Annotated in this window: 12 protein-coding genes; 5 read left to right on the forward strand and 7 right to left on the reverse strand. The window is 73.1% G+C overall.

Annotated elements, in window-relative coordinates; translation table 11 throughout:
* Positions 1-5: 5 nt before the first annotated feature.
* Entirely contained in the window at positions 6-2,342 is a 2,337-nt protein-coding gene (locus tag ACFWY5_RS18735; protein ID WP_379633242.1) for a beta-galactosidase, read from the forward strand.
* On the opposite strand, the gene ligD is transcribed toward ACFWY5_RS18735, so the two are convergent.
* On the reverse strand, positions 2,339-3,496 hold the full coding sequence (gene ligD, locus ACFWY5_RS18740; protein ID WP_379633244.1) for a non-homologous end-joining DNA ligase: 1,158 nt from the start codon (positions 3,494-3,496) through the stop codon (positions 2,339-2,341). The genes ACFWY5_RS18735 and ligD overlap by 4 nt on opposite strands.
* A 17-nt stretch (positions 3,497-3,513) precedes the next feature.
* Entirely contained in the window at positions 3,514-4,122 is a 609-nt protein-coding gene (locus tag ACFWY5_RS18745; protein WP_379633246.1) for a DUF305 domain-containing protein, read from the reverse strand.
* A 25-nt stretch (positions 4,123-4,147) separates the two neighbouring features.
* On the opposite strand from ACFWY5_RS18745, the gene ACFWY5_RS18750 reads away from it, so the two are divergent.
* Complete coding sequence (locus ACFWY5_RS18750) at positions 4,148-5,557, forward strand: LVIVD repeat-containing protein (protein WP_379633248.1); 1,410 nt, start codon at positions 4,148-4,150, stop codon at positions 5,555-5,557.
* Here ACFWY5_RS18750 and ACFWY5_RS18755 read toward each other — a convergent pair.
* Both ACFWY5_RS18755 and ACFWY5_RS18760 read right to left on the reverse strand, forming a co-directional pair.
* Complete coding sequence (locus ACFWY5_RS18755; RefSeq protein WP_379633250.1) at positions 5,554-6,297, reverse strand: crotonase/enoyl-CoA hydratase family protein; 744 nt, start codon at positions 6,295-6,297, stop codon at positions 5,554-5,556. The genes ACFWY5_RS18750 and ACFWY5_RS18755 overlap by 4 nt on opposite strands.
* Before the next feature lie 177 nt (positions 6,298-6,474).
* A complete protein-coding gene (locus ACFWY5_RS18760; RefSeq protein WP_379633252.1) occupies positions 6,475-8,115 on the reverse strand; it encodes an acyl-CoA dehydrogenase family protein in 1,641 nt (546 codons plus the stop codon).
* Positions 8,116-8,145: 30 nt separating this feature from the next.
* Here ACFWY5_RS18760 and ACFWY5_RS18765 point away from each other — a divergent pair, with 30 nt between their 5' ends.
* The gene (locus tag ACFWY5_RS18765; protein ID WP_379627412.1) at positions 8,146-8,862 is read left to right on the forward strand and encodes a PaaX family transcriptional regulator C-terminal domain-containing protein; all 717 of its coding nucleotides are present in this window, start codon (positions 8,146-8,148) and stop codon (positions 8,860-8,862) included.
* Here ACFWY5_RS18765 and ACFWY5_RS18770 read toward each other — a convergent pair.
* From ACFWY5_RS18770 to ACFWY5_RS18780, 3 genes are all read right to left on the reverse strand, one after another.
* A complete protein-coding gene (locus ACFWY5_RS18770; protein WP_379627414.1) occupies positions 8,852-9,892 on the reverse strand; it encodes a hypothetical protein in 1,041 nt (346 codons plus the stop codon). The genes ACFWY5_RS18765 and ACFWY5_RS18770 overlap by 11 nt on opposite strands.
* A 64-nt stretch (positions 9,893-9,956) precedes the next feature.
* Positions 9,957-11,345, reverse strand: a complete 1,389-nt coding sequence (locus ACFWY5_RS18775) for a glutamate--cysteine ligase (protein ID WP_379627416.1) — start codon at positions 11,343-11,345, stop codon at positions 9,957-9,959.
* Between the two features lie 34 nt (positions 11,346-11,379).
* Positions 11,380-12,087, reverse strand: a complete 708-nt coding sequence (locus tag ACFWY5_RS18780; protein WP_379633254.1) for an SDR family oxidoreductase — start codon at positions 12,085-12,087, stop codon at positions 11,380-11,382.
* 103 nt (positions 12,088-12,190) lie between these two features.
* Here ACFWY5_RS18780 and ACFWY5_RS18785 point away from each other — a divergent pair, with 103 nt between their 5' ends.
* The gene (locus tag ACFWY5_RS18785) at positions 12,191-13,021 is read left to right on the forward strand and encodes a helix-turn-helix transcriptional regulator (RefSeq protein WP_379627420.1); all 831 of its coding nucleotides are present in this window, start codon (positions 12,191-12,193) and stop codon (positions 13,019-13,021) included.
* 1 nt (position 13,022) lies between these two features.
* Positions 13,023-14,048 (forward strand): zinc-dependent alcohol dehydrogenase family protein, encoded by a 1,026-nt coding sequence (locus ACFWY5_RS18790; RefSeq protein WP_379627422.1) that lies wholly within the window; start codon positions 13,023-13,025, stop codon positions 14,046-14,048.
* Positions 14,049-14,074 lie beyond the last annotated feature (26 nt).

Below are 14,074 nucleotides of genomic sequence, written 5' to 3' on the forward strand. Positions count from 1 at the left end.
TCCGCATGCGCGACATCCGTCTCGGCCGGCGCAGAATCCTGATCGACGGCGTGCCTTCGCTGGTCATGAGCGGGGAGGTGCACTACTTCCGGCTGGCGCCCCGCGACTGGGGCGACCGCCTCGACCGGCTGGCGGAGGCGGGGTGCACGGCGGTGGCGACGTACATGCCGTGGCTGGTGCACGAGCTGCCCGACGGCTCCGCCGACCTGACCGGCAGGACCGCCGGGCACCGGGACCTGACCGGGTTCCTGGACCTGGCGGCCGGGCGCGGGCTGGCGGTGATCGCGCGGCCGGGGCCGTTCGTGATGGCCGAGCTCAAGAACGAGGGCATCCCCTATCGCGTCTACGCGCGGCACCCGCAGGTGCACCCGGTGACCTGGGACGGCGCACCGGCGCCGACCAGGACCATCGACTACCTCGCCCCCGCGTTCCTGGAGGAGGTGGACGCCTGGTACGCGGCCATCATGCCGGTCCTGGCCGAACGGCTCGCGCCGCGCGGCGGGCCGGTGGCGGCGGTGCAGCTCGACAACGAGGTCGGGATGTTGTCGTGGGTGAGCAACTCCCCCGATCTCACCGACGGCGTGCTGGCCGACTTCGCCGCGTGGAGCGGCGGCGCGTTCGGCGGCCTGTCGCCGCGCAGCCCGTCCGGCCCCGGCTCACCGGCCTTCCACCACGCGCTGGGCGCCTACAACCGCGACCGCTACGCCCGCTACCTCGCCTTCCTGCGCGAACGGGCCGAGGCGTACGGGGTGCGCGGCGTGCCGTACCTGGTCAACATCCACGGGACCGGCGGCGGGCGCGGCCGGACCTACCCGATCGGCATCAGCCAGCTCTACCGCGCCTACCGGGGCCGGCCGCAGCTCACCTCGGGCTCCGACCACTACCTGGGCGACCTCACCGTGGGCAACGTCGCCGACCTGTACGTCGGCAACGCGTTCATGGCCGCCGTGCACGACGCGGACCAGCCGCTCACCTCGCTGGAGTTCGAGGCGGGCACCGGCGACTACGGCGAGGACCTGGCGCTGATGGTGCCGCCGTCGGCGCTGGAGCTGAAGACCCGGCTGTGCGTGGCGCAGGGGAACCGGCTGATCAACTACTACCTGTTCGCGGGCGGGGTGAACCCGCCGCTCGACGTCCCCGCGGGCGACGGCAACGACCGCGTCGCGTTCACCGGCGAACGCCACGGCTTCGCCGCGCCCGTGGACCCGGAGGGGCGCACCGGCCCGGCGTTCGCGGCGATCCGGTCGGTGCTGTCGGCCGTGCGCGGGGCGGCGGAACTGCTGGCCGACATGGACGAGGAGCACGACGACGTGGCACTGGGCTTCGTGCCCGACCACTACCTGACCGAGTACGCCTACCCGGGCGACGCCGAGCGGCGGGCGATCGTGGCCGACCTGGAGCGCTTTCGCGGGATGGGCTCCAGGGACGTCCTGGCCCGCGCGCTGCTGCTGGCCGGGTTCTCCTTCCCGGCCGTCGACCTTCAGGAGGACTTCGCCCCCGGCCGGGTGCTGGTGCTGGGCAGCGCCACCACGCTCGCGGCGCGGGTCCAGCGGCGGCTGGCCGCGTACGTGCTGGACGGCGGGCGGCTGCTGCTGGCCGGCATGCTGCCCGGCCGCGACACCGACGGCGCGCCCTGCACGATCCTGGCCGAGGCGCTGGGCCTGTCGGCCGGGCCGCCGGTGGAGGGCACCGCCGAGTTCTTCCCCTCGGTCCGCGCGGAAGGCCGCGCGGAAGGCCGCGCCGAGGTCCGGGTCGGCGTGCTGCAGCACCTGAGCGCGCCGGAGGCGGAGGTCCTGGTCCGCGAGGCGGTCTCGGGCGCCCCGGTCGGCGTGCTGGTACGCGCCGGGTCCGGCCAGGCGATCGTCCTGACCTGCGACTACCCGTGCCACCTGGACTTCTGGACCGGCCTGCTCGCCCTGCTCGGCGCCCGGCCCCGTCACACCCACGACGCGCCGGTCCCGGGCATCGTGGTGACCTCCACCGCCGATCCGGGCGGGCAACGCCTGGTGCACCTGCTGAACGTCGGCCCGGTGGACCAGTCACTCGTGCTCAGCAGGGACGGCCGGCCGCTGTTCGGCGGGCGCAGGATCGACCTGCCCGCCCGCTCGGGCCTGATGCTCCCCGAGGGTGTCATGCTCCCCGAGGGCGCCGGCGATCTGGCCTGGTCGACCTGCGAACTGGCCGGTCCCGGCCTGCTTCGCCGGCGCGGCACGGGCGACGCCGCCCAGGTCGGGGAGCGCCTGCTGACCTGGCCCGACGACCCCGCCGCCCGCGGACAGACGGTCCGGCCGGGTCAGGAGCGCCCGGCTCCCGGCCACTCGACGCCCTCGAACGGGTCCTAGTCGACCTCCAGCTCCTCCTGCGGCGGCCGCTGCCCCTCGGGCACGTGCTGGAGGTTGACCCGGATCCGGTACCACACGCTGCTGCGCCCGCGCATCCCGTCGACCAGCACGTCGGCGGGCTCCAGCAGGGCGGCCACCTCCGGGTGGCGCTCCTTCCAGCGCTCGAACCCGGCCATGGCCTCGTCCTTGTGCTGCGCCCGCGCGATCTCGATGAGCGGCATCGTCTGCTGCCGCCGCCCCTCCCCCTTGGGCGCCTTGGGGGCGGGCCCCAGCGACTCGGCCAGCTCCAGCAGCCCGTCGAGCACGCCGGCGTGCAGATCCATGTCCTCCCACGGGTCGCCGATCTCGGCGTAGCGCTTGGGCACGGTCTCGATGGTGTACGCCTCCGGCCGGCAGCCCGGCACCTCGTCCCAGGTCAGCGGCGTGGACACGCGGGCATCGGCCACCGCGCGCACCGAGTAGGCGGAGGCGACGGTGCGGTCGTAGGCGTTCTGGTTGAAGTCGACGAAGACGCCCTCGCGCTCCTCCTTCCACCAGCGGGCGGTGGCCAGGTCCGGCGCGCGCCGCTCGACCTCGCGGGCGACGGCCTCGGCCGCCTTGCGCACCTGCGCGTACGGCCAGCGCGGCTCGATCCTGGCGTAGACATGGAAACCCCGCGACCCGGACGTCTTGGGCCAGGCGGTCAGCCCGTGCTCCTCCAGCACCTCCCGCGCCACCTGCGCGGTGGACAGCACGTCGCGGAAGGGCACGCCGGGGATGGGGTCGAGGTCGATGCGCAGCTCGTCGGGGTGGGCCAGGTCCCCGGAACGCACCGGATGCGGGTTGAGGTCGACGCAGCCCAGGTTGAGCACCCAGACGAGCTGGGCCAGGTCGCTGACCACGACCTCGGCCGCGCTCAGCCCGGAGCGGTATTTGAGCTCGGCCACCTCGATCCAGTCCGGCCGCTTGGCGGGCGCCCGCTTCTGGAAGAAGGCCTCCTCCCGGATCCCGTGCACGAACCGTTTGAGGATCATCGGCCGGCCGGAGACGCCGCGCAGCGCCCCGCCGGCCACGGCCCGGTAGTAGGAGATCAGGTCGAGCTTGGTGTATCCGGCCTCGGGGAAGACCACCTTGTCGGGGTTGGTGATGCGAACCTCTCGCCCAGCCACGTCCATGGTCTCAACATACGTGCTCACTCCGACAAAGCCCGGGACCCCCGCAGCAGCGCCCGCATCCGGGTGATCTCCGCGCCCTGCCCCTGGTCGATGTCGGCGGCCAGCGCCCGGATCGCCGGGTCCGCACCCTCTTTGACCACCCGTCCGGCCAGGTCGAGCGCGCCCTCGTGGTGGGCGATCATCCCGGCGAGGAAGGCCCGGTCGAAGTCCGCGCCGCGCAGCGCCGCCATGGCGGGCCCGCCGGAGTGCGCGGCGTGCTCCGGTGTACGGCCCAGCCGCCCCAGCCACGTCGTCAGCCAGGTGATCTCGGCCTCCTGCGCGACCCTGACCCGCTCGGCCGCCGCCAGGACGGGCCGCGAGGCGGTCCGCCCGCGGGCCAGCGCGGCCATCTCCAGCCCCGCCCGATGATGGGCGATCATGGCCTCGGCGAAGCGCACGTCGGCCGCGTTCGGCTGCTCGACCGGCGCGACGGTCTGGCCGGGGGTGGCGGTGGCCGCGGGCTCGCCGGGGCCACCGGGCAGGATCACGGGCGGCCCGCCGGTGGGGACGACTCCCCGCGGGGGCGGCTGGGCCGTACACGCGCAGGCGAGCACTGTCACGGCGGCGAGCACCGCGTTACGGTTCATCTGGGCAAAATCTACGACGAACGGGGTGACCGTGCGACGGGGTGTTCTCATCGGGCCGCTCGCCGTGCTGTTGTCCGGATGCTTGTCCGGGTGCGCGGGCGAGCCGCCGCTCCGCGCCGCGCCGCTGCCCGTGGTGTCCGACACCCCGGCCCCCACGGGCGCCCCGATCGACCCGGAGATCCTGAAGAAGCGCGACGCGACGATCAGGCACAGCGACAACCTCCGGCCCGTCGCCGGGGTGAACAACCCGGCCCCGTTCGACACCGCCGCCGCGATCGGCACCGACCTCGCCTTCACCGGCGGCTACGCCATCGCCGGCAACTACGAGGGCTTCACCGTCTACGACGTCTCCGCGCCCGAGCGGCCCGCGGTCGTCAGCCAGGTCTACTGCCCGGGTCCGCAGAACGACGTGACGGTCAGCGGCAACCTGCTCTTCCTGTCGGTCGACCTGCCCATGGGCAGCGCGAGCTGCGACCCCGGCGCGTCCGGGCGTACCTGGGAGGGCCTGCGGATCTTCGACATCACCGACAAGGCGGCCCCGAAGTACGTCGGCGCGGTCGCGACGCCGTGCGGGTCCCACACCGCGACGCTCGTCTCGGCCGACGCGCGGAACGTCATCCTCTACTCCTCCTCCGCGCCCAGCCGCCTCGGCGGCGGCGCCAGTGCGGCCTGCGAGCGGAACAAGGGCCGGATCACCGTGGTGAAGGTGCCGGTGGGCGACCCGGCCAGGGCGGCGGTGGTGGCCACGCCCGTCGTGCTCGACGACGGCGGCACCGCGCTGCCCGAGCCGTTCGGCTACGGCGGCTGTCACGACGTCACCGTCTTCGCCGCCAAGAAGCTGGCCGCCGCCTCCTGCATCGGCGACGGCCTGCTGCTGGACGTCACCGACCCCTACAACCCGAGGGTGCTCGACCGTGTACAGGATCCGGCGCACTTCGGCTACTGGCACTCGGCGGTCTTCACCCGCGACGGCGACCGGGTGGTCTTCTCCGACGAGTTCGGCGCCGGCCGGTCGGTGGTCTGCGACCCGAAGGCAGGCCCTCAGCTCGGCGGCAACGGCGTCTACGCCATCAAGGACGGCAGGCTCGAACTGCTCGGCTACTTCAAGATCCCCCGCCCGCAGCTCGCGCCGAAGACGTGCAGCGCGCACAACGGCTCGCTGGTCCCGGCCCTGGGCCGGGACATGATGGTGCAGGGCTGGTACGACGGCGGCGTGTCGGTGATCGACTTCACCGACCCGGCGCGGGCCAGGGAGATCGCCTACTTCCAGCGGGAGAAGTCGCCCTTCGACCACGGCGGCTCGTGGGCCGCCTACTTCTACGCCGGCCACATCTACTCCAGCGACATGATCGCCGGCCTGGACGTGCTGAAGCTGACCGGCGTGCCGTTCGAGCCGGCCGGACCCGGCGAGTTCAACCCGCAGACGCAGCGCTAGGAGAAGCGGCCGTGCCGGCCCTCCCCCGAGGCGAACCTGGCGGCCCCCGCCAGCCCGTCCTCCAGCGAGATCATGCCGTGGCGCAGCTCGTTGACCATGGCCTCGCGCTCGGGCAGGCCGTCCTGCTCCAGGGCCGAGAGCCGGTCGCCGCGCAGGCACGTCTGCGGGAAGGCGGCCAGGGTGGCGGCCAGTTCCTCCGCCGCCCGCCGCGCGGTGCCGGTGGGCACGACGCGGTTGGCCAGGCCCATGTCCAGGGCCTCGCCGGCCTCGACGGGGCGGCCGGTGAGGATGAGGTCCATGGCCCGCGACAGGCCGATCAGGCGCGGCAGCCGTACCGTGCCGCCGTCGATGAGCGGCACGCCCCAGCGGCGGCAGAACACCCCGAAGACCGCGTCGCGCTCGGCGACCCGCAGGTCGCACCAGAGGGCCAGCTCCAGCCCGCCCGCGACGGCGTGGCCCGCCACCGCGGCGATCACCGGCTTGGACAGGCGCATCCTGGTCGGCCCCATCGGGCCGTCGCCCTCCTCGCCGACATGGTTGTCGAGCCGCTTGAGGTCGGCGCCGGCGCAGAACGTGCCGCCCTCGCCCCACAGCACGGCGACGGCCGCGTCGGACTCCTCGAACTCGGTGAACGCCGACACCAGCGCGTCGGCCATCTTCCTGTCGACGGCGTTGCGCGCCTCCGGCCGCGACAGCACGACCGTGGTCACCGGGCCCGCACGCTCCACTCGGACGCTCATGGCTCTCGCCTCCGTGATCCGTAGTCGCCGAACGGGTCGTCGCGCTCGCACAGCAGCTTGAGCATCTCCAGCTGGTCGCCGGGAAGCAAGGCCATCCGGGACGCCGGCGCCGTGGCGTGCCCATGGAGCCGCTCGTCCGGCACCACCTCGGCGGCCCGCGAGCGGTCTCCGTACGGATCACGCGATGGCCCCCGCCAGCAACGCGTCGAGGTGGTCGGCGTGGGGGGTGTCCAGGCCGCGCAGCGGGCCGCGCTCGGCCAGGTGCGCCTCGGCGTAGAGGCGGGCCACCAGCGCCTTGCGCTCGTCGTCGATGCCCCACGTGGCCTGCTCCTCCAGCAGCGCGGCGGCGTAGACGTCGGCCATGAACTGGGCCAGCGGGTAGAGCCTGGCCTCGTCGGGGGCGCCGAGCCAGGCCTCGACGGCCTTGGCGAGGTCCTCGACGCGCTCCTGGGTGAGGGGCGAGGTGGCGGCGCCGCGCAGCCGGTCGAGGAAGGGCAGGTGGGCCTGCTCCTTGAGCATCGCGCGCCGTACGTCGAGGCAGAGGATGTTGTCGCCGCCCTCCCAGATCGGGTTGACCTGGGCGTCGCGCAGCAGGCGGGCGACGGGCCACTGCTCGATGTAGCCGTTGCCGCCGTGCACCTCGATGGCGTCGCTGGCGGCGGTGACGCCGAGCCTGGCGGTGCGCAGCTTGATCACGGCGGGGCCGAGCCGCAGCCGGTTGATCAGGCCGTCGAAGACCATGGCCTGTGCCGCCTCGACCTCGACGATCAGCTCGGCGAGCTTGCGGCGCATGAGCGGCTGGGCGATGAGCGGCTTGCCGAACGCCTCGCGGGCGCGGGCGTAGCAGACGGCCTCGACCAGCGCGCGGCGGGCCACGCCGACGCCCATCATGGCCACGCCGAGCCGGGAGGCGTTGGTGAGCTTCATCATCGTGCCGAGGCCGGATCCGGAGCCCGAGCCGGACAGCAGGAACGCCTCGGCGCCGGTGAACTCGACCTCGGCCGAGGCGACCGAGCGGGTGCCGAGCTTGTCCTTGAGGCGGCGGATGCGCACGCCGTTGCGCGCGCCGTCGCGCCGCTCCCACAGTACGAGGAACGGCTTGACCTCCTCTGACGGCAGCCGGGCCAGCACGACGAAGGCGGAGCCGTTGGCGTTGGAGGCGAACCACTTGAAGCCGTCCAGCCGCCACGCCTCGCCGTCGGGGACGGCGGTGGTCTCCAGCGCGGCCAGGTCGGAGCCGCCGGTGCGCTCGGTGAACATCTGCGCGGCCTCGCCGGAGTAGAAGCCGTTGGCGAAGATCTCGCGCACCCGGTCGCGTACGTCGGCGGGCGCGTGCTTCTCGGCGAGTTGCACCACCATGTCGCCGCCGGTGCCGAGCGCGCAGCCCATCCCGATGTCGGCCTGGTTGAGCAGGTAGGTCCAGGCGGCCCCGAGCGCGGCCGGGTTGGCGCCGTGGTCGAGCGCCTCCTGCACGAAGGAGGGCGCGAGGAAGTTGTCGGCCATCATCGCGGCGCGGGCGGTGTGGAAGGAGGGCGGCATGACGACCTGGCTGACGTCGCGGCCCCACTTGTCGTACTTCTCCAGCCGCGGCGGGTTGCGGTCGGTCTCCTCCGCGCACTCGGCAACGACGCCGCCGGTGACAACGCCCAGCCTGCGCAGGTACGGCTCCGCCCACGCGTAACCGTCGCCGAGGTGGTGGCGCATGAGCAACTGCAGCGTGGGGTCGATGGCCCACCAGTCGCGCCCGGCGGCGCCCTGGTAGCGCTCGGTCGCGTAGCGGTCACTGTTGTCGAACGGTTCGATGAGATAGCGGCCCATGCTCGGAGTGTTACATATACTCAACACGCGATGGAAGAGCGTAATAGTCTCAGTGCCCGGTCCGCCGTCCTCAGCGCCCTGCTCGGCAGCCACCCGCCCCGGCTGGCCGCCCGCCACCTCGTGCGCATCGGCGAGCTGTTCGGCATCGCCGAGGGAACCGTCCGGGTGGCCCTGTCCCGGATGGTCGCCGCCGGCGACCTGGTCCAGCAGAACGGCCGTTACACCCTGTCGGAACGCCTGCTCGAACGGCAGGGCAGGCAGGACGAGAGCCGCGACCCGCACACCAGGCCGTGGGACGGCGCCTGGGAGATCGCGCTGGTGACCGCCGAGCGGCGCGCCCCCGCCGACCGGGCCGCCTTCCGCCACGCGATGGGCGCGCTACGCCTGGCGGAGCTGCGCGAGGGCACCTGGATGCGCCCGGCCAACCTCATCAGGGACTGGCCGGAGAGCGTCACCGCGCAGTGCACGCTCGTCGACGGCCGCCCCCGCCGGGATCCCACTCCCCTCCTGTGGGATCTCGACGGGTGGGCGGCCGAGGCGCGCGCGCTGGAGCGGGAGCTGCAGCGGGCCGACGGGCTGGCCGAGGGCTTCATCGTCTCCGCCGCGGTCCTGCGCCACCTGCTGAAGGACCCGCTGTTGCCACCGGCGCTGCTGCCCGCCGGCTGGCCGGGCGCCGAACTGCGCGAACGCTACGACGCCTTCGACCGGTCCTACCGCGAGGTGCTGATGAAGCACCTCAGAGACTGACCCCGAAGACCACGCGCCGGTTCTTGAACTCCGTGACGCTCCAGAGCCTGCCGCCCTGCACGGTCAGGTCCTCGGGACCGATCGGGAAGGGCCGGGCGCTCAGCTTGGCGCCGTTGGTGACCAGGAGCCTGCCGTTCCTGTCGGCGTCGAAGGCCTGGCTGAGGTACCACGTGCCGCCCTGGGAGACCGCGCCCTGGATCTTGGCGGCGCCCATCTGGAAGCAGTCGCGGGCCGGGCCGGGCCGGTTGCCGGCCAGCTCGTAGCGGACCACCCGGCCGGTGGGCCCGTCCGGGTCGTACTCGCCGGTGATCAGCAGGTCGGGACCGGCGCTGCGGTCGATCGCCACGAACGAGAAGATCGCGCCGCTCGGCGAGGCCAGCCGCCAGAAGTCGCTCTGCGGGACGACGTAGCGGTAGCCGAAGGCGTGGAACCTGCCCCCGTGGCGGCCCACGCGCTTGTCGTCGCCGAGGTCCTTCTGCGCGGTGCGCAGGTCCAGCATGGTGTTGAGGTCGAAGACGCGCAGGCCCCGCTTGGTGTCGGCCACGTAGAGCAGGTCGCCGTACCAGGCGATGCCGCCCGCGTGGATGTCGATCGGCCCGTACGAGCCGTCCGGCTTCGCCTCGACCAGCAGCACGTGCTGGTACTTCAGCGTGGACGGGCTGAGGAACGTCACCCGGACGCCGCGCTCGGGCACCGGCGCCTTCGGCTTGAAGTACCAGCTGACCGCGAACACCGGCACACCCGCCTCGCCGGAGTCCTCGCCGCCGGTCAGCCCCTGCGGGTACCAGTCGACGGTCGCCTGGTCCTTGGCGTCGAAGGCGTACCACTCGTGCGGCTTCGGGCTCATCGCGCCCAGCGCCGCCGCGGCGCCCTTGCGCACGGCCGTCCTGTTGGCCTGTGCGAGCAGCGCCTCGACGCCGGTGCTGCCGATCTCGCCGGCCAGCTTCGCCGCGCCCTCGGCGAGCTCGCCGGGCGCCTGCCGCAGCGCGAAGGGCGCCGCGTCTGCCGGGACCATTCCCGTGGTAGCCATATACCCCTCGCTTATCCGTCTCCTTTGTCTCCGTTTGACGAATGGGGCGGGCCAGAAGTTGCGTTCAGCGCCACAAGTGCACCGGCAGCCCGGACAGCGCCAGCTCGCGGTAGCGCCGCACCAGCCGCTCCACGTCGCCGTCGTAGCGTTCCAGCGCCTCGCGCTGCCACGCCGATCCGGTACGGCGCAGCCGTACACGCTGCTCGATCACCCCGAGCGCCCGGTCGGCCTCGTCGGCCGCGACCCCCGCCCCCAGCAGGGCGGCCCTGGCCTCGGGCAGCAGGGCGAGCACCAGGTCGGCGGCGGGCAGCTCGCCCTCGCGGCCCGGCCAGGACAGCCGCGCGTCCAGGCCCTTCTGGGCGGCCCGGTAGAAGTTCTGGTACGCCTCGGCGAAGCGGTAGCCGGTCAGGTCGTGCTCGGCGCAGGCCAGCGTGAGCCCGACCAGGAACGCGGTGTTGGCGGTCATGTCCGCGCAGCTCGGCCCGGCGGGCAGGGCGCGCATCTCGACCCGCAGGTGGCCGCCGTCGCCGGGGTCGTAGACGGGCCGGTTCCACTGCCAGACGGTGCCCTGGTGAAGCCGGAGCTCGGCCAGCTCCCCATCGGATGACATATCCGGCATGACGGGGTCGTAGTCGCGGACGTAGCGCTCGAACAGCTCATACGCCCCCTCGTGCACCCAGTCGGAGCCGAACGTGACCCGCCCGTCCCTTCTGAAGCGCCGCTCCACGTCCCGGTCGTCGGCCGCCTCCTCCATGAGCGCGATGCGCGTCTCCTCCCAGAGCGTGCGGCCCAGGAACAGCGGCGAGTTCCCGCAGGCGGCCAGCACCGGCCCGGTGGCCAGCTGCGCGGCGTTGAACAACCGGGCGAAGCGCTCGGGCGGCGTGCGCAGGTGCACCTGCCAGGAGGTGTTGGCCGCCTCCAGGACGACGTCCTCCACCTGCAGCTCCAGGTCGTCGATGACCACCAGGAACGGCTCCACGCGCAGCCTCCTGATGCCCCTGCTCAGCGCCCGGTAGCGGTTCTCGTCGCTGATCGCCTGCCGGGTGAAGTCGCCGGTGCCGAGCGTGGGCAGGATGCCGATCGGCAGGGCCCCGCCGCCCTCGACCGCGCCGTCCGCCTTCAGCAGCGTCTCCTGGATCTCCGCCCCCATGGCCGAGAACGGCCGGCCGGCCAGCGGCACCGGTGTCAGGTTGATCTCCAGGTTGTACCGGCCCAGCTCCAGCACCACGCGCGGGTCGTCGAGCGCGGCGCGTACCTCCTGGTTGCGCGGCAGCGGCAGGCCCTTCTCGTCGATGAGGAAGAGCTCAAGCTCGGCGCCGAGCGTCGTCGGGCCCTGGCCGAAGCCGGGCCTATCGAGCAGCGCGCGCAACGTGCCGAGCTGCTCCTCCAGCCGCTCTCCGAAACGGGCGAACTCCGCCTCGGAGAACCGCTCCTTGTCCAAGTCTCGTCCCATCCCTCCCTTCTGTCCTGGGGGCGGGCGTCCACACCTACCAGGGCACCGGACCGGCGTCCTCGAAGTAGCCGCCGCTCGGCCCGTCTTCAGCCAGCGTCGCCAGGTGGAGCGCGATGGCGGCGCCCTGCCCGGCGGTGCGGAAGCCGGTGTGACCGTTGAGGTCGGTGGCGCAGTAGCCGGGGTTGGCGGCGTTGACCTTGATCGGGGTGTCCATGAGCTCCTTGGCGTAGGAGATCGTCACCATGTTGAGCGCGGACTTGGAGGAGTTGTAGGCCAGGTAGTTGTGCGGGTAGAGCGGGTCGTCCCGGTCGATCGCCCTGGACAGCGAGCCGAGCTCGCTCGACATGTTCACGATCCGGCCGGCGGGCGCGCGGCGCAGCAGCGGCAGCATGGCGTTGGTGACCGTGACCACGCCGAGCACGTTCGTCTCGTACACCTGCCTGAGCACCGCGGCCTCGGTGGCGCTCGGGCGCGGGTCCTCCTGCGCCACGACGATGCCGGCGTTGTTGACCAGGATGTCCAGCGTGCCGTACTCCTCCTCCAGCCACTTCGCCGCCGCCCGCACGCTCGCCGCGTCGGTGACGTCGAGCCGCACGTACGGCTGGCCGATCCCCCCGGCGGCGGCCCGCCCGCGCTCCTCGTCGCGCGCCCCGACCACGGCGGTGACGCCGCGCTCGCCGAGCAGCCGGGCGATCTCGAAGCCGATTCCCTTGTTCGCGCCTGTGATGAGAGCTGTCGTCATGCCGTCGAGATTCGCCCCGGCCGAGCGCGGGCGGGAGAGACCTCCCGAGACTGGGATCGGCGGTACCACCCTCACGCGCCGCCGATGACGGAGGATAAAGGACATGAACCGCGAAGAACTGGCCGCCTTCCTGCGCAGCAGACGTGCCCGCCTCGCCCCGCGCGAGGCGGGCCTGCCCGAGGGCGGGCGCCGCCGCACCCCCGGCCTGCGCCGCCAGGAGGTCGCCCAGCTCGCCGGCATGTCGATCGACTACTACATCCGGCTGGAGCAGGCCCGCGGCCCGCACCCCTCGCGCCAGGTGCTCAACGCGCTGGCCAGGGCGCTCATGCTCACCGCCGACGAGCGGGCCCACCTGTTCCACCTGGCCGGGGCGCGGCTGGAGACGCCCCGGCGGCGCGGCGACGTGCCCGCCGGCACGCTGCACCTCATCGCGTTCCTGGAGGAGGTCCCCGCCTACGTCCTCGACGCCAAGTACGACATCCTCGCCTGGAACCCGATGGCCAACCTGCTCATGGGCGACCTCGACTCCCGGCCGCGCGACGACCTCAACGTCATCCGCTGGGTCTTCCGCGCCCCCGACCTGGCCGAGCACCTCACCTACGAGGAGAAGGGCCGCTTCGCCCGCGCCTCCGTGGCCGACCTGCGCTGGGCCGCGGGACGCTACCCCGACGACCCCGAGATCCAGGCGCTGGTGGCGGAGATGCTGGCCTGCAGCCCGGAGTTCGCCGCCCTGTGGGACCAGCACGAGGTGGCGGTGCGCAGGGAGCAGCGCAAGCTCATCCACCACAGCGTCGTCGGCACCATCGACACGCTCTGCCAGGTCGTGCCCGTGCCCGACCGCGACGACCTGCGCCTGGTCCTCTACACCACCGAACCCGGCTCCCCCTCTCACCAGGCCTTGCGCAGGTTGCGGCAGGTGACCCTAAGCTCATGAGATGCGAGCGGTAGCCTTTGACATCTTCGGCGGCGAGCTGGACCTGCGCGAGCTCCCCGATCCGGCCCCCACGCCCTACGGGGCGGTGATCAGGGTCGAGGCGACAGGCCTGTGCCGCAGTGACTGGCACGGCTGGCAGGGACACGACCCCGACATCACCGCGTTCCCGCACGTACCCGGGCACGAGCTGGCCGGCGTGGTCGTCGCCACCGGCTCCCTGGTGCGCGGCTGGTCCGAGGGCGCACGGGTGACCGTCCCGTTCATCTGCGCCTGCGGATCCTGTACGGCCTGCGCCGCCGGAGACCAGCAGGTGTGCGAACGGCAGACCCAGCCCGGCTTCACCCATTGGGGCTCCTTCGCCGAGTACGTGGCCATCGACCACGCCGACGTCAACCTCATCCCGGTGCCGGAGGAGATGGACTTCACCACGGCCGCCGGCCTCGGCTGCCGCTTCGCCACCTCCTTCCGGGCCGTCACCGAGGTCGGCGACGTACGCCCCGGCGAGTGGGTGGCCGTGCACGGCTGCGGCGGCGTGGGCCTGTCCGCGATCATGATCGCCACCGCCGCGGGCGGCCGGGTCGTGGCCGTGGACATCAGCACCGACGCCCTCCACCTGGCCGAACGCGCCGGCGCCACCCATTTCGTCAACGCCTCGGCCGGTGACGCCGCCGCCCAGGTCAGGGAGCTGACCAGGGGCGGCGCGCACGTCTCCCTCGACGCCCTCGGCAGCCCGGCCACCTGCGCGGCCTCCGTCGAGTCGCTGCGCCGCCGGGGACGGCACGTCCAGGTCGGCCTCCTGCCGGACGCGGCGACGCCGATCCCGATGGGCCGCGTGATCGCCCACGAGCTGCGGCTGCTCGGCAGCCACGGCATGGCCGCCCACGCCTACCCGAGGATGCTGGAGCTGATCAGGGCCGGCATCCTGCACCCCGACCAGCTCGTCACCCGCACCATCGGCCTGGCCGACGCGGGCAAGGCACTGGCCGCCATCGGCTCGGTGCCCGGCGTCACGATGATCGTCCCCTAGCCGCACAACCCCATCTCCAGCACGGC

Origin of the sequence: Nonomuraea sp. NPDC059007, assembly GCF_042740555.1 — a bacterium.
Lineage (GTDB): Bacteria > Actinomycetota > Actinomycetes > Streptosporangiales > Streptosporangiaceae > Nonomuraea.

Bases quoted from the DNA above. Each gene is read 5' to 3' on its own strand.
- ACFWY5_RS18790 (WP_379627422.1), top strand. From the start codon at position 13,023: ATGCGAGCGGTAGCCTTTGACATCTTCGGCGGCGAGCTGGACCTGCGC.
- ACFWY5_RS18785 (WP_379627420.1), top strand. From the start codon at position 12,191: ATGAACCGCGAAGAACTGGCCGCCTTCCTGCGCAGCAGACGTGCCCGC.
- ACFWY5_RS18775 (WP_379627416.1), bottom strand. From the start codon at position 11,345: ATGGGACGAGACTTGGACAAGGAGCGGTTCTCCGAGGCGGAGTTCGCC.
- ACFWY5_RS18755 (WP_379633250.1), bottom strand. From the start codon at position 6,297: ATGAGCGTCCGAGTGGAGCGTGCGGGCCCGGTGACCACGGTCGTGCTG.
- ACFWY5_RS18760 (WP_379633252.1), bottom strand. From the start codon at position 8,115: ATGGGCCGCTATCTCATCGAACCGTTCGACAACAGTGACCGCTACGCG.
- ACFWY5_RS18735 (WP_379633242.1), top strand. From the start codon at position 6: ATGCGCGACATCCGTCTCGGCCGGCGCAGAATCCTGATCGACGGCGTG.
- ACFWY5_RS18780 (WP_379633254.1), bottom strand. From the start codon at position 12,087: ATGACGACAGCTCTCATCACAGGCGCGAACAAGGGAATCGGCTTCGAG.
- ACFWY5_RS18770 (WP_379627414.1), bottom strand. From the start codon at position 9,892: ATGGCTACCACGGGAATGGTCCCGGCAGACGCGGCGCCCTTCGCGCTG.
- ACFWY5_RS18745 (WP_379633246.1), bottom strand. From the start codon at position 4,122: ATGAACCGTAACGCGGTGCTCGCCGCCGTGACAGTGCTCGCCTGCGCG.
- ligD (WP_379633244.1), bottom strand. From the start codon at position 3,496: ATGGACGTGGCTGGGCGAGAGGTTCGCATCACCAACCCCGACAAGGTG.
- ACFWY5_RS18765 (WP_379627412.1), top strand. From the start codon at position 8,146: ATGGAAGAGCGTAATAGTCTCAGTGCCCGGTCCGCCGTCCTCAGCGCC.